Annotated in this window: 17 protein-coding genes; 9 read left to right on the forward strand and 8 right to left on the reverse strand. The window is 48.0% G+C overall.

Features of this window, described 5'->3' with window-relative positions:
• The first annotated feature begins 27 nt into the window (after positions 1-27).
• The 5 genes from tsaB (at position 28) to FHS56_RS06725 (ending at position 7982) form a co-directional block, all read left to right on the forward strand.
• On the forward strand, positions 28-720 hold the full coding sequence (gene tsaB, locus FHS56_RS06705; RefSeq protein ID WP_166919127.1) for a tRNA (adenosine(37)-N6)-threonylcarbamoyltransferase complex dimerization subunit type 1 TsaB: 693 nt from the start codon (positions 28-30) through the stop codon (positions 718-720).
• Positions 717-1229, forward strand: a complete 513-nt coding sequence (locus FHS56_RS06710) for a DUF2480 family protein (protein ID WP_166919128.1) — start codon at positions 717-719, stop codon at positions 1227-1229. Before tsaB ends, FHS56_RS06710 begins: the two co-directional genes overlap by 4 nt.
• Before the next feature lie 9 nt (positions 1230-1238).
• Positions 1239-2240, forward strand: coding sequence for a YpdA family putative bacillithiol disulfide reductase (locus tag FHS56_RS06715; RefSeq protein WP_166919129.1), 1002 nt, complete (start codon positions 1239-1241; stop codon positions 2238-2240).
• Positions 2203-5520: a PAS domain S-box protein gene (locus FHS56_RS06720; RefSeq protein ID WP_166919130.1), complete on the forward strand. Its 3318-nt coding sequence runs from the start codon at positions 2203-2205 to the stop codon at positions 5518-5520. Before FHS56_RS06715 ends, FHS56_RS06720 begins: the two co-directional genes overlap by 38 nt.
• Before the next feature lie 80 nt (positions 5521-5600).
• Complete coding sequence (locus tag FHS56_RS06725; RefSeq protein WP_166919131.1) at positions 5601-7982, forward strand: efflux RND transporter permease subunit; 2382 nt, start codon at positions 5601-5603, stop codon at positions 7980-7982.
• Between the two features lie 99 nt (positions 7983-8081).
• Here FHS56_RS06725 and purQ read toward each other — a convergent pair whose 3' ends face one another.
• On the reverse strand, positions 8082-8774 hold the full coding sequence (gene purQ, locus FHS56_RS06730) for a phosphoribosylformylglycinamidine synthase subunit PurQ (RefSeq protein ID WP_166919132.1): 693 nt from the start codon (positions 8772-8774) through the stop codon (positions 8082-8084).
• 94 nt (positions 8775-8868) lie between these two features.
• Between purQ and FHS56_RS06735 the strand changes: the two genes are divergently transcribed.
• From FHS56_RS06735 to porU2, 3 genes are read left to right on the forward strand one after another with little or no spacing between them, the layout of a single operon-like run.
• On the forward strand, positions 8869-9744 hold the full coding sequence (locus FHS56_RS06735) for a YicC/YloC family endoribonuclease (protein WP_166919133.1): 876 nt from the start codon (positions 8869-8871) through the stop codon (positions 9742-9744).
• Positions 9745-9797: 53 nt separating this feature from the next.
• On the forward strand, positions 9798-10868 hold the full coding sequence (locus FHS56_RS06740; RefSeq protein WP_243844175.1) for a putative type IX sorting system protein PorV2: 1071 nt from the start codon (positions 9798-9800) through the stop codon (positions 10866-10868).
• A 4-nt stretch (positions 10869-10872) separates the two neighbouring features.
• Positions 10873-15882, forward strand: coding sequence for a putative type IX secretion system sortase PorU2 (gene porU2, locus FHS56_RS06745; RefSeq protein ID WP_166919134.1), 5010 nt, complete (start codon positions 10873-10875; stop codon positions 15880-15882).
• On the opposite strand, the gene FHS56_RS06750 is transcribed toward porU2, so the two are convergent.
• Positions 15867-16040 (reverse strand): DUF5522 domain-containing protein, encoded by a 174-nt coding sequence (locus tag FHS56_RS06750; protein WP_166919135.1) that lies wholly within the window; start codon positions 16038-16040, stop codon positions 15867-15869. The genes porU2 and FHS56_RS06750 overlap by 16 nt on opposite strands.
• Before the next feature lie 170 nt (positions 16041-16210).
• Here FHS56_RS06750 and FHS56_RS06755 point away from each other — a divergent pair, with 170 nt between their 5' ends.
• Entirely contained in the window at positions 16211-16624 is a 414-nt protein-coding gene (locus FHS56_RS06755; RefSeq protein WP_166919136.1) for a hypothetical protein, read from the forward strand.
• Between the two features lie 57 nt (positions 16625-16681).
• Here the strand turns inward: FHS56_RS06755 and FHS56_RS06760 are convergent, their stop codons facing one another.
• The 6 genes from FHS56_RS06760 to FHS56_RS06785 form a co-directional block, all read right to left on the reverse strand.
• Positions 16682-17869 (reverse strand): class I SAM-dependent rRNA methyltransferase, encoded by a 1188-nt coding sequence (locus FHS56_RS06760; RefSeq protein ID WP_166919137.1) that lies wholly within the window; start codon positions 17867-17869, stop codon positions 16682-16684.
• Positions 17869-19080, reverse strand: a complete 1212-nt coding sequence (locus FHS56_RS06765) for an NAD(P)-dependent oxidoreductase (protein ID WP_166919138.1) — start codon at positions 19078-19080, stop codon at positions 17869-17871. Before FHS56_RS06765 ends, FHS56_RS06760 begins: the two co-directional genes overlap by 1 nt.
• A 214-nt stretch (positions 19081-19294) precedes the next feature.
• The gene (locus tag FHS56_RS06770; protein WP_166919139.1) at positions 19295-19513 is read right to left on the reverse strand and encodes a YtxH domain-containing protein; all 219 of its coding nucleotides are present in this window, start codon (positions 19511-19513) and stop codon (positions 19295-19297) included.
• A gap of 61 nt (positions 19514-19574) precedes the next feature.
• Positions 19575-20474, reverse strand: coding sequence for an ACP S-malonyltransferase (fabD, locus tag FHS56_RS06775; RefSeq protein WP_166919140.1), 900 nt, complete (start codon positions 20472-20474; stop codon positions 19575-19577).
• Between the two features lie 119 nt (positions 20475-20593).
• The gene (locus FHS56_RS06780; protein WP_166919141.1) at positions 20594-21241 is read right to left on the reverse strand and encodes a LolA family protein; all 648 of its coding nucleotides are present in this window, start codon (positions 21239-21241) and stop codon (positions 20594-20596) included.
• A 36-nt stretch (positions 21242-21277) separates the two neighbouring features.
• Positions 21278-23923: an FtsK/SpoIIIE family DNA translocase gene (locus tag FHS56_RS06785; RefSeq protein WP_166919142.1), complete on the reverse strand. Its 2646-nt coding sequence runs from the start codon at positions 23921-23923 to the stop codon at positions 21278-21280.
• Between the last annotated feature and the right edge of the window lie 38 nt (positions 23924-23961).

Consider the following 23961-nt stretch of genomic DNA (forward strand, 5'->3'; position numbering starts at 1 on the left):
GAAATGCTAAGCTTTATTTCTTGACTTATGATTTTAAGCATAGAAACAGCTACCGATGTTTGTTCTGTTGCGCTGCACCAAGAGGGGGCGCTGCTTGCTTCGTTTAGCCTGCACCTGCCACAAGCCCATGGCAAGCATCTGGCATCGCTCATAGACAAGATGAAGCAAGAGTTGTCGCTGGATTTAAAGCAGCTCAATGCCATTGCCGTTTCCAAAGGTCCCGGTTCCTATACCGGCTTGCGCATAGGCGTAGCCACCGCCAAAGGGCTCTGCTATGTTTTGCAAAAGCCTTTGATAGCTGTCAATACGCTCGAAGCTATGGCACACCGTGTACAGCAATTGAAACTCATCAAAGAAGCATGGATGTGCCCCATGATGGATGCCCGCCGCATGGAGGTGTATTGTATGCTCATAGACGAGCAAGGCAAAGTGCAAATGCCCACCGAAGCCAAAATCATAGACCAAAACAGCTTCGGCGAACTTTTATCTACGAAATATGTTATTTTTTTTGGGAATGGCATGCCCAAGTGCCGTCCTTTGCTCGAAGCTCATGAACGGGCGCTTTTCATGGAACACATCATCCCTCATGCCGAAGATGTGGGCGCTTTGGCATGGCAACGCTTCCAAGAAGGTGCCTTCGAAGACATTGCCTACTTCGAGCCTTTCTATCTGAAAGACTTTATCGCCGGCAAACCCAAATCCAAACTAAACCCACAATGAAAGAAGAACCTATCATAAACCGTGTGGCACTCAGCCCGCTTGTGAGCCTCGACTTGCAAGACTTTTACCCAGAGGGCGAGTGTGTGTGGATTGACCTTGCGCCGCAACTTTATCAAGGCATGATACTGCGTGAAAAAGATTTCCGAGAATATGTAAAAAACGAAAACTGGAGCCAATACGAGGGCAAAAACGTGGCAGTGGGCTGCAGCGCCGATGCCATCGTGCCCATGTGGGCTTATATGCTGCTGGCTACGGCTCTGGCGCCCTATGCCCGGCATGTAACCTATGGCACCCTCGAAGACCTGCAACGTGAACTATGGTTGCAGCAAATTCAGAAAATCGATGTCAACAGTTTTAAAGACAAAAAAGTAGTGGTCAAAGGCTGTGGCAAAAAACCTATTCCAGAATATGCCTTTACATTGCTTACCGCCCGCCTGCAGCCTCATGTAAGTAGTCTTATGTATGGCGAGCCCTGCAGTACCGTGCCAGTTTACAAACGAAAAAAATAAACCCTGCCCATGCCTAACTTCTACGATGTCATCATTATAGGTGCTGGTCCTTGTGGCTTGGCGTGTGCTATTGAAGCACACAAGGCGTCGTTGCGTTATTTAGTGGTGGAACAAGGCAGCATAGCGGAGTCCATACGCCGTTACCCAACGCATATGCGCTTTTTCTCTACTGCCGACAACATCAGCATTGCCGGCATTCCCTTTGCCATTGCCGAAGCCAAAGCCAATCGCAGTGAAGCCTTGCAATATTACCGCAAAGTAAGCGAGTATTTCCAGCTAAAACTTAAATTACATACGCGCGTTGAACGCATCGAGCCGCAAGAAACGGGCTTTGTTTTGCATACACAGCGCAACGAGCCCTTGCATTGCCGGGCGGTGATTGTGGCTACCGGTTACTTCACCCGCCCGCGCCTCTTGCAGGTAGAAGGCGAAAACTTGCCGCATGTGTCTCACTACTACAAAGAGCCTTTTGAATACGTACATCAAAAGGTGGTCATCATCGGCGGGGGCAACTCGGCAGTAGAAGCAGCCCTTGACCTCTACCGCCATGGCGCACAGGTGCACATGCTGCTGCGGGGCAACGACTTCAAGCCCACAGCTAAATACTGGCTGCTGCCCGATTTGAAAAGGCGCATCGCCGAAGGATATATACAAGCCTCCTTTGGATGCCAAGTACAGCGCATCACTCCCGATGCCGTAGAATATAGGCAGCATGGACAACTGCAACGCCTGCCTGCCGACTTTGTGTTGGCACTCACTGGTTATCTGCCCGATGACAAGCTGCTGCGCCAAGCAGGTGTAAAAGTGGACGATGAGCTGGTGCCTCTGCACAACGAACATTTCGAAACCAACGTAAAAGGCTTGTATGTAGCAGGCACTGTCATCTGTGGAATACACACCGAAAAGGTCTATATCGAAAACGGGCGTTTACATGCCCCCGTCATCATTCAACACCTAAGCCGGCAGTTACACAATGAACTTGGCATCAGCACCCAAAGAAGTACTCATTGACTATATACGCCAGCTGGAGCAAGAAGTCTCTTTTTTAAAAAAAGACCCGCAGGGTATTTACAAAGAGCTGCAGCGCACGAATGCCGCCCTGCTCGACCTGTTCGACAACGCACACGATTTGATATTTGTAATTTCCCGCTCGGGCGATTTCCTGTTTTATAACCGTGCCTGCCGCGAAAAACTCGGCTACACACAAGAAGAACTCGCCCGCCTACGGATTCAAGACCTCATTCACCCACAGTATAAACACGAAACCTATCAACAGGTGTTTGTCCAAGCACGTGAAGGGGCGCCCTATCGCCTACCCTTTCACACGGCACTCATACATAAAAGCGGCAAAACCGTTTACCTCGAGGGGCACATCAGCCTGCGCTATGAGCAAAGCCGCATGACTGCCATCCGCGGCATCTTGTACGACGTAACCGACCGAGTAAAAGCAGAGCAAGCCCAAAGCCTGTACAACAGCATAGCACGCTTAGCCATAGAAAGCGACAGCATGCGCGAGCTGTTTCGCAACATACACATCGAGCTAAGCAAAGTAATGGAAGTAGAAAACTTCTACATCACGCTTTATCACCCCGAAGAAAACACGCTGACATATCCCTACTACGTGGACCAATACGCACCAGAAAACGCCTTGGCAGGACGCCGCCCCATTGGTAAGGGCTTGGTGGAGTATGCCCTGCAGCAAGAAAAGCTGGTAGTACTGGACAAAGCTAAAATTGAAGCGCTCATAGCGGCGGGCGACTTGGAGCTCAGCAACCGCCAAACCATCCCTTTGGTGTGGGTAGGTATTCCCTTGCGTACCAAAAAAGGCACCTTGGGCGTACTATCGCTCAAGTCTTACCGCAACCCGCATGCCTACACCCAACAAGACTTGAAACTGCTTGAGTTTATTTCGGGACAGGTAGCCTTAGCTGCCGAGCGCAAACAAACCGAAATGCAACTGCGCAACCAAACGGCGCGTCTGCGTGCTATCTTCGAAAGTGGCTCTCATATCATGTGGACGGTCAACCGGAAGCGGCAGTTTACTTCTTTCAACCAAAACTATGTGCGCACGCTGCAAGAGCAGTATGGCATCACCCCAAAACTTTATGAATATCCACAAGAGTTGAAAGCGCTCATGCGCCAAGAGCAAATAGATGGCTTTTGGAAAGAAAAATTCAAACAGGCATTTGAAGGCAAGGCGCTGCACTTCGAAATGACGGTCAAAGACCTAAAAGGCAATGTGCGATGGAGGGAAATATACCTAAATCCCATCCCCAACGATGAAGGAGAGATAGAAGAAGTGTCTGCCATTGCCCATGACATCACTGAAAAAAAGTTATCGGAAATAGCACTCAAAGAAAGCGAAGAGAAATTCAGAACCATTTTCGAGTCGTTCCAAGATATTTATTACCGCTCCGACCTGAAAGGACGCATATTGATGATTAGCCCCTCTATTAAAGAGTTGGGCGGTTACCAACCCGAAGAGCTCATAGGCAAGCCCGTCACCAGCTTTTATACCCGGAACATAGACAAGCGCTCTGCCTTCAGAGCCATCCGAGAACTGATGCGCAAGGGGCGGCTCAAAAACTTTGAAATAGGCTTGCGCCGTAAAGACGGCACCGAAGTAGAATCTATTTCCAACATACGCTTGCTCTATGACGAGCAAGGTAAGCCCTACGGCATCGAAGGCGTCGTACGTGATATCACCGAGCTCAAGCGCGCCTCGGAGGAAGTGATGCGTGCCAAAGAGCTTGCCGAACACTCGCTGCGTGTCAAAGAGAACTTCCTTGCCAATATGAGCCATGAGATACGCACCCCCATGAACGGCATCATCGGCATGATAGACCTGCTGGACAGCACGCCCCTGAGTGCCGAGCAACGCGAATATGTAAACATACTGAAAGAATCATCTGAAACGCTACTCAACATATTGAACGACATCTTGGACTTGTCGAAAATAGAAGCCGGCAAGATGCAGCTGCGCCCCCGCGCCTGCTCTGTGCACTCTATCGTAGAACGTGTACACCACCTGTTTTTGCCCAGGGCTCACCACCGCAACAATCAACTGCGCTTCCGTATCGACGAAGCCGTGCCCCCCTATGTCGTAGCCGACGAAACACGACTGGTGCAGGTACTCAGCAACTTGGTAAACAATGCCATCAAATTTACCGAGCAGGGCAGCATCGACATTTTGGTAAAAGTGCTTGAAGAACACAAACAACAGCTCACACTCTACTTCGAAGTAAAGGACACAGGCATAGGCATTGCCCCCGAAGACCAAAAAAAGCTGTTTCGCACTTTCAGTCAATTAGACACCTCCACCAAAAAAGCCTACGCAGGTACCGGCTTGGGCTTGGCTATCGCCAAACAGCTTGTAGAGCTGATGGGCGGAAGCATTGGCTTACACTCCAGCCCGGGGCAAGGAAGCCGTTTCTTCTTTACCATACGCGTGCGCCGACACAACCAACCCGTAGGCATCCCAGCCAAAGACCCCATGCACCGCCTCTACGACATATTGAAACAACGAAGCCCCCGCTTACTGGTAGTCGATGACAACGCAGTGAACCGCAAAGTAGCTGCCGAAATCTTGCGCCGTGCCCACTGTCGTGTACATCTTGCTCAAGATGCACATGAAGCACTTGCGCTCATTCAAAATCATGAGTTTGACCTCATACTAATGGATATTCAAATGCCGGAAATTGACGGAATCGAAGCCACACAAATGATGCGCGACTTGCGCCATGATTTACCGCCCATTGTAGCCATGACTGCCTATGCCATGCCAGAAGACCGGCAACGCTTCCTTCAGTTGGGCATGGACGACTACATAGCCAAGCCTCTGCGAGCACATCAGCTATTGCAAAAAGTAGTAGAGCTGACCACACTTTCAGCCCCACCGCAACAAGAAAACATGCCCTCCCAGCCATCCTCGCAGCAGACGGCACTGCCCCCTACCCTCGATGAGGAAAGCATTGAGCAGCTGACCAAATACGGCGGGCAAGAGGTCGTGCGCAGCAGTATGGCTGAATTCATAGAAGAAACACAAAGCATGCTCGAAGAAAGCCTTCGCCTATTAGAACAGCAAGACTACGAAGGCATTCGTAAAATACTGCACACTTTGAAGGGCACTGCCGGCACTTTGGGCGCCAGCCGCTTGGCACAGGCTGTTACCCAAACAGAAGCTTTACTCAAAAAAGAAGTACCCAAAGACCTGAGGGAAAGGCTTTTGCTTTTCACTGAACTACTGCAACAGCTTCATGAAGAATGCCGCCGGCGCTTCACTTTACCTTGATTTTGCGTAAATTGCCACTCCTTGCCAAAAGAGGAACAGCCTTTTCTTTTTTTGTTCTCTAAAAAACTTTATCAATACTTATGTGGTCTAAGCTTGCACGATTCATTTTGGTTTATCGTCTCCCGCTGCTCATCGTCATTTTACTGCTTACTGCTTTCATGGGCTATATGAGCCGAGGCGTAGAGCGTGCCTATGATTATGCTGCCGTAGTGCCCGATAAAGACCCCGACATGCAGTATTTCAAGTTTTTCAAACAGAAGTACGGCGAAGATGGCAATATTTTAGCTATTGGCGTCCACGATAGCAGCATTTACCGCTTAGACAACTTCCGTGCGTGGGCTGCTCTTGCCCGCAAACTCGAAACCATCGATGGCGTAGAGCGTGCCATTTCTATTGCGCATTTGCAGTATCTGCATAAAGATACCGCAGCCGGTGTGTTCCGCTTCCGTCCTATTTTTGACCCCATGCCCAACACACAACAAGCGCTCGACAGCCTGCTATCATTCACCCGGCAGCTGCGTTTTTACAGCGGGCAAGTATTCAACCAAGCCACTGGCGCCACCGTGCTGCTGGTCTCTATCGACAAGCAGGTACTCAATACAGCTTATCGCGAAACGGTTATCCGACGCATAGAAGAAGCATGTGAAGCTTTTCAAAAGCAAACCAACATTGAAATTCACTACGCAGGCTTGCCTTATGTGCGTTCAACCATGGCAACCAAAGTAACCGATGAGCTAAACCTGTTCCTGATTCTTTCGGTCCTCACTACTGCTACTGTATTGTTCCTGTTCTTCCGCTCATTCAAGGCAGTGCTGTTCCCACTCATTATTATAGGCATCATCATCACCTGGACCTTAGGCTGGATGGGTATCCTCCATTATCAAATCACCTTGCTCACGGGTTTATTGCCCCCCATTTTAGTGGTTATTGGCATTCCCAATGCCGTGTATATGCTTACCAAATATCACCAAGAGTTCAAAAAACACGGCAATAAAATATTGGCACTGGTGCGAGTGATTCAAAAAATAGGGGTGGTTACGCTCATCACCAACACCACCACTGCCGTAGGCTTTGGCGTGTTGATGTCCACCAATATTGCCATTCTGCGTGAATTCGGGGTAGTGGCAAGCATCAATATCTTTTGCACCTTCTTGCTAAGCATCATTTTAATCCCTGTTTTTTTCTCTTACCTACCTGAGCCCAAAAGCCGACACTTGCGCCACTTAGACGGACGTATGCTCAACGGGCTCATCAATACCTTTGTTCATTGGGTAACCCACAAGCGCCCCTATATCTACGCTGTGGTTTTGGTATTGCTGGGGCTTTCTATTTACGGCACCTACAAAATCAGGGCGATTTCCTACATGGTGGACGACATCCCCGAGCACAGCCGCCTGCGTCGAGACCTTGCTTTCTTCGAAAAGCATTTTAAGGGGGTGATGCCCTTAGAAATCGTAGTGAATACAGGTAAGCCCAAAGGTACGCGCAGCTACAGTAGGCTCAAGAAAATCAACGAATTTCAAAATGCACTCGACAGCATAGGCATTTCGCCACCGGCACTTTCCATGATTACTTTCTTGAAAGCAGCCCGTCAGGCTTTTTACAACCAAGACAGCGCCTATTATGATTTTCCAAGCAACAGAGAGCTGCCTTTCTTGATGCGCTACTTGAAAGGTGAAGAAGACAAGTCGGCGCTCACCCGCAGTTTTCTTGACTCCACCGAGCAGGAAGTGCGCATCTCCATGAAAATTGCCGACATAGGCTCCGTAAGCATGGATTCACTGATTCACCAAGTCATTGCCCCCAAAATCAAACGCTATTTACCTGAAAAAGAAGGCTTTAAAGTTCACATTACCGGCACTACGCCTATCTTCATCAAAGGCAACAGCTATCTGATTCGCAACCTAAAGCAAAGCATCTTGCTGGCATTTGTCTTGATTGCCTTTATCATGGGGCTCTTGTTCCGTTCGGTGCGCATGGTTTTGGTGTCGGTCGTTCCCAACTTTATCCCGCTACTCATTACGGCGGGCATCATGGGATGGTTTGGTATTCCACTCAAACCGAGCACAGCGCTCATCTTTAGCATTGCTTTCGGTATTGCCGTAGATGACGCCATTCATTACTTGGCTCGGTTCCGCAGCGAGTTGTTCAGTCGGCGTGTGAGTGTGCAGGAAGCGGTGGTGGTAAGCTTGCGCGAAACAGGACAAGGCATGGTTTACACTTCTATCATCTTGTTTTTCGGATTTGTCATCTTTGTAGGCTCCAATTTTGGCGGAACGGTAGCCCTGGGGCTGCTTACCTCCCTCACGCTTTTTACTGCTATGCTCACCAACCTGATTTTGCTCCCCTCGCTTCTATTAAGCTTTGACAAGTATGACCGCCGTCGCTTGGCATGGACTGAAAGTTATGATGAAAGTAAAGAGCCGAAAACTTCTACCATCACTTCGGAAAAAGAAACGTAAAAAAAATCAAAGCATGACTAACAAACAAAGCCACCGGTGTGCTTGCATTTTCCCGGTGGCTTTGTTCATGTGATTGTATAGATAAGAAGCAAGGCGTATTTACACAGCTACATGCGCCAAGATGCTTTCGAAAAAGGCACGCCCGTCTGTGTTTTTCAGCAGCTCGTCGGCAGCCCGTTCGGGGTGGGGCATCATGCCAAACACATTGCGCTCTTTGTTGCATATGCCTGCGATATTCAGCAGTGAGCCGTTGGGGTTTGCCTCCTCGGTTACTTTTCCCGATGCATCGCAATATTGGAAAAGAATCTGGTCGTTGTCTTGAATACTTTTGAGTATGTCTTTGGGAGCATAATATCGCCCTTCACCGTGGGCAATCGGTATTTTGTAAGCTTTTTTCTGCGACAAGCCGGCAGTCAAGATAGTATTGGGGGTTGCTGGTTTTATATATACGTTCTTGCAAATATAACGCTGGTTTAGGTTGCGCAACAAAGCGCCTTCGAGCAAGCCCGACTCGGTCAAAATCTGAAAACCATTGCAAATGCCCATCACATAGCCCCCCTTCTTCGCATGCCGCATGACTTCCTGCATGATAGGCGAAAAACGAGCAATAGCACCGGCTCGCAAGTAGTCGCCATAAGAAAAGCCACCGGGCAGTACTACAAAATCGACACCCTGCAAATCTGTATCTTTGTGCCAAAGCTTTACGACTTCCTGCCCCATCACATGACGCAGGGTGTAAATCATATCTTCGTCGCAGTTTGAGCCGGGAAATACCACTACTCCAAATTTCATTTCTCTTGGATTTGTTGTTAAATTGATGGCAATTTAGGGCTTTTTCCGTGTTTTTTAAAAACTAAAACAAGGCATTTTTCAAACCTTCAATTGTATGCTATTATCTATGACAGGATATGGGCGCGCCGAGTATCAAGACGCCCATCTGTGCATCAAAGTAGAGGTCAAAACCCTCAATTCCAAACACCTCGATTTGAACCTACGCAATGGGCAACTGCTCAACAGCAAAGAAATAGAGCTGCGCAACCTCGTGCAACAAAGGCTACAGCGCGGCAAGGTGTACATGAGCATCGACTTTGAGCGTATCGACTTAAAAAACCTCCTCCAGCTCGACGAAGCACTCATCACCCAAGCATACCAGCAACTGAACGCTCTTGCCGACCGCCTGAACGCCCACAAGCAAGACCTGCTGCGGCTGGTCATACAGAAAGTAGAGTCAATCAAAAAACAAGAGGAAGAAGCCCTCAGCGACAACGAATGGCAGCAGCTGCTTGCCGTAGTAGAACAGGCGCTTGAGCAATGCGAACAATTCCGTCGTCAAGAGGGTGAAGCGCTCAGCCGTCAGATTAGCGAAGAACTCAAACGCATAGAGCATTTCCTGCAGGAAATTGACCAACTGGACCCACTACGTCTGCAACACATACGCGAACGTATCCAAAAGCACCTGCAGGAAATCAGCCAGCATGAGCAGTTCGATGCCAACCGCTTCGAGCAAGAGATGATTTACTACATCGAGCGCCTCGACATCAGCGAAGAAAAAGTGCGTCTGCAAAATCATATCCACTATTTCCGTAAATTGATGGAGAGCAACGAAAGTCAAGGCAAAAAACTTAACTTCCTTTGTCAGGAAATGGGCAGAGAAATCAACACCATCGGCTCAAAAGCCAATGACGCACAAATTCAACAACACGTGGTGCATATGAAAGACGCACTCGAACGCATCAAAGAGCAAGTGCAAAACATATTGTAGCCTTGCAGTAATGCTCATTTACCTTATTACCATCCCAAAGAATAAAAGAAGGTATGCTTCGACGACTCGTATTACTGCTGCTGTGGCATTTAACTACCGGGTACTTGGGGGCTTTTGCTCAAAATACCCCCAAGTATAGCAATGAGTTTCTCAACATAGGTGTAAATGCACGTGCTATGGCGCTTTCAAATGCTCAGACCGCCACGGTTGCCGACGTAAGCGCCGGCTATTGGAATCCTGCTGGTTTGGTGCATAGCACCTACCACTATGAAGGGACGCTGACTCATGCCGAATACTTTGCCGGCATTGCCCAATATGACTACATGGGCTTCAGCACAAACATAGACAGCAGCAGCCGCTTAGCAGTCTCGCTCATTCGTTTTGGAGTGGACGATATCCCTGACACGCGCTTCCTCTATGATGCCAACGGCGCCATCAATTACAACAACATTCGCTATTTCTCAGCATCGGATTATGCCTTCCTGCTTTCCTATGCCAAAAGAACAGCACTCGAAGGTTTAAGCTGGGGCAGCAACTTCAAAATCATTTATCGACAAGCCGGCGATTTTGCCACTGCTTGGGGCTTCGGCTTGGATATGGGAATGCAATACCGGCGTGGCTCATGGTTTTTAGGTGCCATGGCACGCGACATCACCGGCACTTACACGACCTGGAGCCACAATGTAACTCTACTCTACAACGTATATGCACAAACGGGCAATAAAATACCCAAAAACTCCGTAGAAATCACCTTGCCTCGTTTGCACATAGGCATAGCACGGCAGTTTCGGTGGAAACAGTTCGGTATATTGCCGCAAGTCGAGTTGCCACTCACCTTCGACGGCATGCGCAATACACTCATACGCAGTGCTTCCGTATCCATAGACCCGTCTATGGGTATCGAATTAGACTACCAACGGATGGCATATCTTCGCTTCGGTGCCGGCAACCTGCAGCAAATAAAGGATTTTGACGGCAGCCGCTCATGGAGCTATCAAATCAACTTTGGTGCGGGCTTCCGCTTTAAAAGCTTTACCATAGATTATGCACTCACCGACCTAGGCGACAATGCCGAAGGTTTATATTCTCATGTGTTTTCCCTTAAAGTAGGCTTTAATAAATAGCACCATGATAAACAAGGCTATACAATCCCTCGTCCAATGGCTTCTGTTTGTCTTTGCACTGCCGCTTTGTGTGCAGGCGCAATATGGCAACGAGTGGATAAACTACCAGCAAAGCTACTGGAAGCTGAAAGTTGTGCAAGACGGATGGTATAGGGTGAGCGCTGCCCAATTGGCAGCTGCCGGCTTCCCTACCGCAAGCATCGACCCACGCAAGATACAGCTGTTTTACCGGGGGCAAGAAATGGCTATTTATGTGAACGGTGAACAAGACGGTGTTTTTGATAACACGGACTACATAGAGTTTTACGGAAGAAAAAACGACGGCGCCAATGATGCCGATTTATACTATCCCAACACTGCCAATCACCTGAACCCTTATTACAATCTGCACAGCGATACAAGTGCCTACTTCATCACTTACCGCTTAGATGCTGGCAACGGCAAGCGCATAGCACAAAGCAACTTGCCGGACAACAGCTACCCCACTCTATCTTATGGCTGGACAGAGCGTCTGCAAGTGCCTGCCGAGCAGTGCTCGCCCGGTAGAAACTATGTAATCAGTGGCAGCTATGTTTTCATCAGCAGCTACGACGTAGGCGAAGGCTGGGCAAGCAATCCCATCGGTGCAGGCAGCAACCGCATTTTAAGCTTCAACATTCAAGCGGCTGCTTATGGCATAGCTGAAAAACCCATCATTGAAGTCAAACTGGTCAGCCGAAGATACTACACCGCTACCCTCAGCATCGACGTAGGCAGTGGAAACAACTACCGCACCGTGGGCTCTTTGAACGTATCCAACTATGCACCCAGTACTTTCACACAGACTTTAGAATGGAGCGACTTCCCCGGCAGCAGCGGTACATTCAACGTACGCATCCGCAATACTTCGACCAACGGGATGCAAGCTTCGATTGTGTATGTGCGCCTGCGCTATCCAAGAAGCTTCGATGCACAAAACAGTGAATTTTATTTCGAGATTTCGCCGCAAAGCAACCATATCAAAATACCTTTGAGCAACCTGCCCAGCAATGCCCGTTTATTTGAACTGACGGACCTCTACAACATACAAGAAGTAAGCCTCAATGCGGGGGTAGCCGTGCTGCCCCCCAGCAGCAGCACCCGGAAATTCTTACTGCAGAGCAATGTGCTCAATGTAGCGGCTGTAGAAACCGCCAACTTTGTAGCCATCGACCCTTCGGCTTACAACTACCTGATAGTATCGCATCCTAAACTCATGCAAGCTGCCGGAGGCTATAACGACCCAGTAGCCGCCTATGCTGCCTACCGTGCCTCAGCGCAGGGAGGCAGTTATTCGCCTCTGGTTATGAATATCTTCACACTCTATGACCAATTCAATTACGGCGAGGTCGGTCCACTGGCTATCCGCCGTTTTGCCCGCTATATGTACGACAACGGAAATCCGCAATTTCTTTTTCTCATTGGTGAAGGGGTTACCCTTCCTTTCCTCGATGCTGTGTTCGGCAACGTATCTACTGCTCTGAATATACGCAATAACCCTACTGATTTTGCGCGAAACTTAATACCCACTTGGGGTTATCCCGGCTCTGACCTGCCCATCACAGCAGGTTTTGACCCCACTTATCCTTATGCACCGGCTATACCCACAGGGCGCGTGAGCTGCAATACGGCAGAGCAGCTTGCCAACTACCTCAACAAAGTAAAAGAACACGAAAGCACAAGCTGTGCTCATTGGCGCAAGCGCCTGCTTCATCTGAGTGGCGGTGTGAGTGTGAGCGAACAAAACGCTTTCCGTTCGTTTGTTGACTTCTATAAAAGTATTGCCGAAGGCGATTATTTGCATGCTGAAGTCAAAACCCTTTCGAAAAAAAGCACCGAAACGGTGGAGTTCATCAACATATCCGAAGAAGTCAACCGAGGCGTGGCTTTGGTTACCTTTTTCGGGCACTCAGCAGCCACCCTCACCGACATAGACATCGGGTTCGTGTCTGCCGATGGCAACGGCTACCGCAACCAAGGCAAGTATCCTATGATTTTAGCCAATGGGTGTAGTATTGGCGATGTTTATTCTGCCAAAACTACCTTAGCCAACGATTGGCTATATGCTCCCAATCGTGGAGCCATTGCATGGAAAGCCAACTCTTCCTTAGGCGGCGCGGCTTGGCTGCACAACTACTCTACCCGTTGGTATAGCATTGCTTTTGCACAAGACGTATCGTTTAGCGCCCCCTTGGGCAAAATAGACCAATACGTAGCACAGAGCTACGGTCCCGGCTTGGGTCCGGGTATTGACCTTGCCCATGTGCAACAAATGATTCTGCAAGGCGACCCGGCTTTGCGCCTCATTGGTCCCAACCTGCCCGACTTGTGTACCCAAGATGCATGGCTTTCGCTGGAATCTTTCGACCGAGGGCAGCCGGCAGCACAAAGCGACTCGCTGCGCTTAAAACTGATAGTAGCTTCAGCAGGCAAGCATAGCAACCAAAGCTTCTCTGTGAAAGTAACACGTACCTTCCCCGATGGCAGCAGCCAAGTGTTTTACCCTATTGAAAAATATGGACCCATAGAGCGCTTCGATACCCTGTCTATTACCATCTACCAACCCAAAGACATCAACACTGCCGGCTTGAACCGCTTTGAAGTGGAAGTGGACGGGCTGTCGGAGATTGAAGAGTCCAACGAAAACAACAATACTGCCGTATTGGAATACAACTTACCCGGCATTGCAGTCATTGCACGCTTCCCTGTCGAATATACCATTGTCTCACAACAGCCAGTCAAGCTGGTAGCACAAAGTAGCAACCTGTTTGCCAACAATGCTGCAGAGGTAATTTTTGAAATAGATACCACCGCTTTTTTCAACAGCCCCGCCAAGCAAAGCGCTATCCGCCCACTTGAAGGGGGCACTGCTACTTGGGAAGTCCATTTGCTCACCGACCAATACCCCTCTGACAGTCTGGTTTACTTCTGGCGCGTCAACTTAGCCAATGCAAGCTCGAACCCCAACGCCCTTTGGAGTGAAAGCTCGTTCACCTACATTAAAAACAGTCCCGAAGGATGGGCACAGCGCCATTTTTACCAATTCCGCAAAAGCGTAGACCAACAGATAGAAAAAGATTTTGCCACCCGACGATGGAAGTTCGCCCAAGTGAACAATACCATCAAAGTGCAAACCTATGGCGCTTCTCATCCCGATGTAAACAACAGCTCGCTTTATATCAACGGCTTGGGCATTGTGTTCAACTACCCGAACAATACCTGCGCCAACAATCGCCTGATTGTCATGGCTATTGACGGCAAAACCAAAAACCCCTATGTATTGAGCAATTACGGCTTATGCGGACGCATACCCGGTTATGTCAGCTCGTTTACCAACAGTGATTTACAAAATGGCTTGTTACAAGCCTATGTTAATACACTGCCCACCGGCGATTATCTGGTGGTGTTCAGCAAAGGGCAAATATCTACAACTGCATGGCAGGCTGCTCAAAGTGCTTTGTTGCAAGTAGGCGCCTCACCGGCAAAAATCGCCACCCTGCAAACCGGGCACCCCTACATTCTCATCGGGCGTAAAGGGGGACCTGCACTGGCAGAAGTGATTTCCTCTTCCATCAGTGCTCCGGCAAGTGATGCCATCAGCGCCGAAGTGCAACTGGGCGGTGGATTCAACAGCGGCACGGTTACTTCTTCACTCATAGGACCCGCTGCCCAATGGGGCACTGTCTTTTTTGAATGGCGCGCACAAGAAAGCCCCTCTACTGACCAAACCAGCATCGATGTTGTCGGTGTACGCTTCAACGGGCAGGAAGATTTGTTGATGAGCAATGTATTCAGCGGGCAGGACCTTAGCAGCATCGACGTGCTCACCTACCCCTACCTGCGCTTGCGCATGAACACCAAAGACGAAAACAACCAAACCCCATCGCAGCTGCGGCAGTGGATTGTCCGTTATCAAGGCGTAGCCGAAGGCTTTTTGAATATAGAAGCCGCTGGTGGAGCCGCTGTCTATCAAATCCCCGATAAGCTCGAAGGCGAGCCTCTCAGTATTCCTTTCGTCTTTGAAAATATTTCAGAACGCTATTTTGAAAGCGATTCCCTGGAGGTGGAATACACTTTGCGCAATAGCACCTTAAACAAAAACCAAACCTACACCTTAAAAATAAAAGCACCGGCACCCAAACAGCAAAGTAGATTCTCGATAGAGATACCTACTGCCGAATGGAGCGGCAACAATCGACTGAAAGTGTATGTAAACCCCAAAAAAGTACCAGAACAGTACTACGACAACAACCAAATGGAGCTTGATTTTAAAGTATTAGAAGACAACAAAAACCCTAACTTGGAAGTAACCTTCGACGGCATCCGCATCATGAATGGAGATATAGTATCGCCCAATGCGCTTATACGCATACGTTTGCACGATGACAACCCCTATCTTATCAAGCAAGATACCAGCGGTATGAGCGTCGAACTGCGCCGCCCCTGCGAAGGTTGTGGCTTTGAACGCATTTACTTCTCTAACCCGCAGGTACGATGGAGTGCCCAAAAAGGAGAGTTTGTAGTGGAATATCAAGCAAAAGATTTGGAAGACGGGCTCTACGCCCTGCGTGTGCAAGGCACCGACGCCAAAGGGAACGCTGCTGGCACGCAGCCCTATGAGGTAGAGTTCGAAGTGGTCAACGAAACCAGCATTTCGCACTTTTACCCCTACCCCAACCCCTTTTCAAGCAGTTGCCGTTTTATCTTTACCCTGACAGGCAAGGAAGTGCCCCAAGAAATCAAAATTCAAATCATGACCGTGAGCGGTAAAGTGGTGCGGGAAATCACCCAAGACGAAATCGGTCCCATCCATATAGGAAACAACATTACACAATATGCGTGGGATGGCACCGATGAATATGGCGACCGTCTGGCAAACGGTGTGTATTTATACCGGGTGCTTGTGCGCCTGAACGGCAAAATGATGCCTTTGCGGGCAACTGCCGGTGATAGGGCTTTTAAGCAAGGCTTTGGTAAGCTTTACATTTTGCGTTGAGTTGGTTTTTTGAAACCATAAGGGCAATGCTTACATCCGTTCTTGCAACAGTAGCCCCGTTTGCGTAGATAGTGTGCAGTGAGCACCATCAAGCCCTTTTCGTTAAAGTAGTAATCTACACCTTCTTGCAGTCGTGTGTCTTTCTTATGCTTTGCCATGAAGCACACTTGTTTGGTTTATTACAAAAATTCCACCCAAAATGGAGTAAAAGTAAGCATAAAAGAAAAAGAACAAAATATTATTACACAAAAAAAGCACAAATTAAGTATTTCCATAACTTGAAGCAGCATTTCTGTTAAAAAACATAAGGTGTAAAAACTTCTTTCTTATGGAAACTATTTACGAGAGCAAATACCAGCGGATACTCTACAATCCTCAACTTAACATTTTCGAAGAAATATGGCTTCCTGAAAGTGAGTTCATGAATGATGACATTTACAAGCAAGAGTTCCGGGATATTCTAAAAGCCGCCCAACCCTATCGCGGAAAAACTGACAAAATATTCATTGATGCCGTAAATGCCATGTATGTAGTAAGCCCGGAGCTACAAGAGTGGCACAATCAAAATGTGTTTGCCAAATTGATAGAGATGGGCATTACACGTTTTGCTGTCTTGTTAAGCAAAGACCTTTTCACACAGGTTTCTTACGAGCAGACCTTCGAAGAAGCCGAAGATGCTGGCTTTTTGATTGAGTATTTCGACGACCGCGAAAAAGCCCGTAATTGGCTGCTTGATAAATAAAACACAGATAAGCAACGTATTGAGTAAAAGCAGAGTGTAGGATATTATACTCTGCTTTTACTCTACATAAAGTACCAACCCTTTCAGGTACTCACCTTCCGGGTGGTAAATATTGATAGGATGGTCGATGGGTTGCGTCAATTGGTGCAAGATACGCACCTTGCGACGGGCATCGGCTGCTGCGGCAAATACCGCCTTGCGAAACAGGTCTTTATCTATATTTCCAGAGCAAGAAAAGGTAAAAAGCAAGCCCCCTTTCTTTATCTTTTTCAACGCCAAAAGATTCAAGGCTTTGTACCCTCTCATAGCATTGGGTACAGCACGGGCATTTTTGGCAAATGCCGGCGGGTCTAATACAATGACATCGTAAAAATCCTGAGGTGTTTCTTTCTCCAGATACCTGAAGCCGTCCATAGCAAAGGCTTCATGCTTACCTTCGGGGATACTATTCAGAGCTATATTTCGGGCAGCGGTTTCCAGCACAGCCGGGGCTATATCTACTGAGTGTACCAATTCAGCTCCATGAGCCAAAGCATATATGCTAAACCCACCGGTGTAGCTGAAGGTATTGAGCACCTTCATGCTGCGGCTATACCTTCCTAATAAATGGCGGTTGTCGCGCTGGTCCAGAAAGAAGCCAGTTTTCTGCCCCTGCTCCACATCTACAATAAATCGCAAACCGTTCTCTTTGATTTCTACTTCAGAACTTGCCGCTGTACTACCATACCACCCCTCTTGCAACTCCACCTGCTCGATGCGCTGAGCAACCTCTTTTATATTCAAATATACGGCATGCACACCATAAGCATACAAGCCTTCGGCTATGACAGGCAATATTTTTTCTACTCCCTTAATGAGCAGCTGCACTACTGCCACTTTGCCGTAAATATCAACAATAAGCCCCGGGAAATCGTCGCCCTCGGCATGTATGAGACGATAGGCGTTGGTGTGTTCGCTCACTACAAAGCGCTCTCTGAGCTGGTAAGCCTTTGCCATTTTCTGCTGCCAAAAAAGCGCATCTATGGTGAGCAGTTCGTGCCCAAAATGAAAGATACGACAGGCTATTTGGCTTTGGGTAGAGTAAAAGCCAAATGCCAGACGTTCGCCCCGGTAATCCTGAACTTGTACTATATCACCGTTACCTGCTTCCACGGAGCCCTCGATGGCACCCGAAAATATCCAAGGGTGGCGATGCAATACGGAACGCTCTCGCCCCTTTTTCAACTTCAACACCGGATAATTCATCAGCTCTTGCCTTCTACGTAATCCTGTAAATATGCATAGCGGGGGGTCAACTTGCCGTCTTTGGCAATGGTAGCCCGGGTAAGCACCCCCTCTTTGTCGCCGTTCATAAAATGGGGAAAAACATTTTCTATAAACTGCCTGCCAAATAAACGTGAGGCATCCAATGGCAGCTCACACGGCAAATTATCTACTGCCATGACGGTTACAAAGCGCGCATTGCTGAAGGGCGCCCGTTCTTTACCCGTGAAGGGGTCGAAATCGTAAACTGGCGACTCGATGGTGGTGGCACGAATTGTAGAGGGTACCGACCCACGTATATCACAAGTAATGTCGGCAATGATTTTTATTTTGAATGCCGGCGACTGCATGTCGTCCACTGTAAAAAGTGGTTCGGAACGTGGATTCCAAAAGTGCCCGGTAATCAGCATGTCGGCAGTAAGGGCATATTTCAAGAAGTCGCTATGGAAGCGCTCCGGATACAAATAAAACTCTTTCTCGTCGAAATAAATGCCTTCATTGGGGGCATAGTAGTCTCGCGAGGCAAGTTGTGCATAAACCGGCTTTTCGAAGGTCTGCCCCACAAATTCCTGTGGGCTCACTTTGCGAATGCCTGCGGCATCCAGCACTTCGGCAGCTCCATTGCCTACACGCCCGCGTCCGGTGAGAACTATTTTGTAATTGGTAGGCAACTTGACTTTTTTAAGCTCCTGCTTCAGCTCTTCGTAGTCTTTGCACTCATAGGCACGCTTCAACTCATAGGCGCCAAAGCGCTTGCCGTAGGTCCACAAGGCATTGTAAGCCCCTACAATGCCGGCAAAGCGCCCGAAGGCAATCAGGCGGTTGCCATCCTCGTCGGTCAAGCATTCAAAATCAATAAGAGTAATATGTTTCTGAAGAATGGTTTGCAGCAGTTTACGGTTGTAGGGTTGTTTTTTAATAGTATGCGAAAAAAACATATAGGTCTTTTCGGGAATGAGTGCTTCTATTGGTACCTCCTTTATGCCCAAAAGCAAGTCAGCCACGCTGATGTTATCTACTACGGGCAAACCTGCTTTCTCATAATCTGTATCAGGCACGCAGCGTACCGGACTTTTTTCTACATATATTTGAACCTCCGGGTAGCGCTCTTGCAAGAGCAAACATTGCTCCGGCAATAAAACCACACGCTTATCCGGAGGTGTTTTCCCTTCTCGTATTAAACCGATTTTCATAGGAAATACCTTTTAAAAAAACTGCTCACGCAGCCGGGTTTTCAAAGGTGCGAATTTAGCATAAATATGGCAAAGAGTATAGGAAAATTACAATTTTATTTGGCTTTTTTATAAAGCTATCTGCATGAAATGCTCCATAAAACAGAAAGCAAGCTGCTTTTACAAACAGCTTGCTTTCCATGCTTACCACCCCCGATAAGCAGTGAATGCACGATTACTTTTTAGATACAGGTGTATATTTTTCTGCCAATTCTGTCACTTTATGTGACAGCTGACTGACCTGCTCTTGCAAGTCATACTGCAAGTCTTTGGCTTTGTTTTTCAGACGGCGCCGGGTTTCAGCACCGCTATAAGGTGCAACCAATATACCTGCAACAAAACCAACAGCAGCACCTGCCAAAAAAGATACAAGAAGAGAGGTTGTTTTACTCATGGTCTAATTTTATTTTCAGGAGTTTAAGAAAGATTCAGCTCTTCTTAATAACCTGCAAAAACTATGCAATCACTGCGCTTTCTGTCTGTGCTGCCTGTACTATTTTCTTCACCAGCCCCTGCAGTACCTTGCCGGGTCCACACTCTACAAAGTGCACGGCACCGTCGCGATGCATATTTTGCACGCTTTGTGTCCAACGTACGGGGGCAGTCAATTGTGCAATGAGGTTTTTCTTGATGGTTTCCACGTCGGTAGCTGGCTCTGCGTTTACATTTTGATAAACGGGGCAAAGCGGAGCTGCAAAGGCGGTGGCTTCGATGGCAGTTTGTAGCTCTTGGCGAGCGGGCTCCATCAGGGGTGAATGAAAAGCCCCTCCTACCTGCAATACTAAGGCGCGTTTGGCACCGGCTTCCTTCAGGCGCTCACAAGCGCGGTTTATCCCTTTCACAGTACCCGAGATGACCAACTGCCCGGGGCAGTTGTAGTTAGCCGGCACCACCAGAAATTCGTCGCCTTCGGCACTTACTTCTTCGCATATTTTTTCTACAGTGGCATCGTCCAGTCCCAAGATAGCCGCCATGGTTGAAGGTTGTTGCTCGCAAGCCTTTTGCATAGCTTCGGCACGCTTGGCAACCAAACGCAAGCCGTCCTCAAAAGAAAGCGCACCGGCTGCCACCAAAGCAGAGAATTCTCCCAGTGAATGCCCTGCCACCATATCGGCTTGAAAAGCGGGCAACAGGCGTGCCATCACCACCGAATGAATGAAGATAGCAGGCTGCGTGACGTTGGTTTGCTTGAGCTGTTCTTCGGTTCCTTCAAACATAATGTCGGTAATGCGAAACCCGAGTATGTCGTTGGCTTGCTCAAATAATGCTTTTGCTTTGGCGTTGCTTTCGTAAAGCTCTTTGCCCATACCAGGGAACTGCGCCCCTTGTCCGGGAAATACGTATGCTTTTTTCATTTTTTCCATTTATTTTTAGCATTTACCAATGGGTAAAGATAAGAAAGGATGGCTGAATGATACAAAAAAGACCTTGGCAGTGCCAAGGTCTTTCGTCTTTACAAAGCATGAAAGAGTTTTTATCTTAAATCCACCACTTCCACACCGGGATAATCTGCAGGATTGAAGGTGAAATACTTGTCGTCCACCTTCACATTGAACTCCAGACGTGTAAAAGTATATTTATAGCGGTTTTGATTTTTTTCGAATATTTCGAAGCTCTTGATAGAATTCGAAGCTTCATTTATATGCAAACGGATTTTAAAATGGTTTTTGTTGCGGTCAATCGGCTGCAAATCAATCACATCGTATATTTTGCCCCGCTCGGCAACACGTTCTACCCAGATGTATTTGTAATCGCGCTTGTATAGGGTAAAAATTTTATCGGGTGTGATTTCCGCCTCGTCGGGTTCATAGTTAGAGATATTCACCTCGTTGGTTTGTTTGAGGTATGTCCAAAGAGTGCTTCCGTTGTTAATGACTTCTTGCTCAGGCAAAATCAAACGATATTTGTTGCCTTTCATTACGAATGTTCCTTCGGTTTTTTCATATACGTTGTGTATAGAATTGCGCATTTCATAGGTAAAATAAGCACGCAATGCTTCTACGCTCTTATATTTTTTTTCTACCTTTTGCAGAATTTCTGCTGCTTTTTGCTCGTATGAAGTTTGTGCATAGCCAATTCGGGCTATAAGCAAGACAAGGCACAGGAATAGGCGTTTTTTCATGATTCTCATTGCTTTTTATTTTCACTTTTTACAAGGTCAAGCATGTTTTTTGTTTAGTTCATTCAATAACTGTTCCAAAGCATACTCATCGGGGATGAGCACCTCGCGCGCCTTGCTTCCTTCAAAGGGTCCTACAATGCCGGCTTGCTCGAGTTGGTCGATGATGCGCCCGGCACGGTTGTAACCTATTTTCAGGCGGCGCTGCAAAAGCGAAGTGCTTCCTTGCTGGTGCATCACTACAATACGGGCTGCTTCTTCGAAGAAGGCATCGCGTTCAGACAAGTCCACCTCTCCGACTTCGTTTTCACCCGACTCGCCCACGTATTCAGGCAATAGGTAAGCCGAAGCATAGCCTCTCTGCTCACCAATAAAGTTGCAAAGGGCTTCCACTTCATGCGTATCGATGAAGGCGCACTGCACACGCACCAAGTCTGCTCCCATAGAAAAGAGCATATCCCCCATACCAACCAGTTGTTCGGCGCCACCCGTATCCAAGATGGTGCGCGAGTCCACTTTGGATGTTACCCGGAAAGAAAGGCGTGCCGGGAAATTGGCTTTGATGATGCCGGTAATGACGTTGACCGAGGGGCGTTGGGTAGCCACCACCAAGTGAATGCCGATGGCACGTGCCAACTGCGCCAAACGGGCGATGGGCTGCTCTACTTCTTTGCCTGCGGTCATCATCAAATCTGCCAGCTCATCGATGATGAGTACGATATAGGGCATGAAACGGTGCCCATTTTCGGGGTTGAGCCGTCGCTCCAAAAATTTTTTATTGTATTCTTTGATATTGCGGCAGCCTGCTTTCTTGAGCAGGTCATAGCGTGTATCCATCTCGATACACAACGAGTAGAGTGTGTTGATGACCTTAGATGTGTCGGTGATGATAGCTTCTTCCTCGTTGGGCAGTTTGGCAAGAAAATGGCGCTCTATTTTATTGTATAAGGTAAGCTCCACCTTCTTGGGGTCCACCAGCACAAACTTCAATTCGGCAGGGTGCTTTTTGTAAAGCAAAGAAGCCAAAATTACATTCAAGCCTACCGACTTACCTTGTCCTGTCGCCCCTGCAATGAGCAGATGCGGCATCTTGGCAAGGTCAACCATGAATATCTCATTGGTTACGGTTTTACCAAAAGCAATGGGCAGGGCATATTTGGTATTGCGGAATTGCTCGCTCTCTAAAATGGGGCGCAATGCCACCAACTCACGTTTTTTGTTGGGTACTTCAATCCCTATGGTTCCTTTACCAGGGATGGGCGCAATGATGCGAATGCCCAAAGCAGAAAGACTCAATGCAATGTCGTCTTCAAGACTTTTGATTTTAGAAATACGCACCCCTGCTTTGGGCACCAACTCATAGAGCGTAACCGTAGGACCGATGGTCGCCTTGATAGACTCGATGCCGATGCCATAGTGCCCGAGGGTTTCCACTATCTTGTCTTTGTTGGCTTCCAGCTCTTCGCGTGTTACTTGCACACTTTCGGCAGGTGCTGCATCGAGCAAAGAGGTGGGCGGCATTTGATAGCGCGACAGCTCCAGGCGAGGGTCATAGGCGAAATCTAAGCTGCCTACTGCCGGTACAGCTTCCGCTTCTTCGTCCTCTATGTCACTGGCTACATCATTCACTACCGATGACACAGACGGCGCCTTTGTAGTATTGACTACCTCTACAGTAAGAGGCGTATCTTTTGAAGCTTGCTTTTTCTGAGTTTCATCAACAGAGAGGGCAATAGATGTAGCTTCGTCTGCTCTCTCTTCTTTGTTATTAGCATCATCATCATCTTCTTCATCTACTACCGCACGGAGGCTTTGAGCATCGGTTGTGTTACTTATCTCGTTGCTTTCTTCGTGCTCCTCTTCTTCCTCTTCTCCAATACGCAGCAGCTTAATGCCCATTTTTTCGATTTCCTCCTCTATCTTTTTTTCATCTTCATAAAGCAGGCGGCTCACTTCTGCTTCCTCCTTATCGACTTCTTCTTCCTCTTCCTCTTCACTATCGTTCAGAGAAGGGGTTGGCGGTGGCACGGGGTGCGTGGTTTGAGCATCAACCATACGTTTCACAATGCGCCACCGTTTCCAATCCACGCTTGTGATATTCCAGAAGTAGATGGCAAACACAATAAAACAGAGTGCCAGCCATAAGGGGGTGCCCCATCCGATGAGGGCGTGAGTCCAGCGTGCCAACTCGTAGCCTACACCGCCGGCAATCAAAGTAAAATAGTTACCCTCGGGCAGAGTTACTGCCAAGTATCCTAAAAGATAGCTAAACCAAAAAGCCAAAAAGAGAAAAAGTAAGAATGTACGTTTGAAGGCGAACAGGCGCACACGGAATATCAGGTCCACAGCGGTATGCAACAGCAGAGGCACGAGAAAAAAAGCGCCTAACCCCATCCAACGAAAGATAAAGCGGTAAGAGAGCAGCGCCCCATAGATGCCCAGCCAGTTTTCTACTTCATCGCCAGCTTCAATAACACCGGTGTTGTCGATTGCCTCCACTACGCTTTGGTCTGCCTTGGCAGTGAACAAGTAAGACGTAAACGCCAAGAGTAAATAAAAAGCAGCAAAAAATAAAGCAAAGCCAAGCGTTAGTTGCAAACGTCTGTCTTTCAGCCATCCTATACGCCTTTTGGCTTTGCGCAGCGGCTCGTTTTTAGGGGTATTCTTAGGTGTATTTTTAGTCATAGCGTCAAGAAGCAGGCATGTTTTGCAAAAGCTAATTT

The organism is Thermonema lapsum (assembly GCF_011761635.1).
Taxonomy (GTDB): domain Bacteria; phylum Bacteroidota; class Bacteroidia; order Cytophagales; family Thermonemataceae; genus Thermonema; species Thermonema lapsum.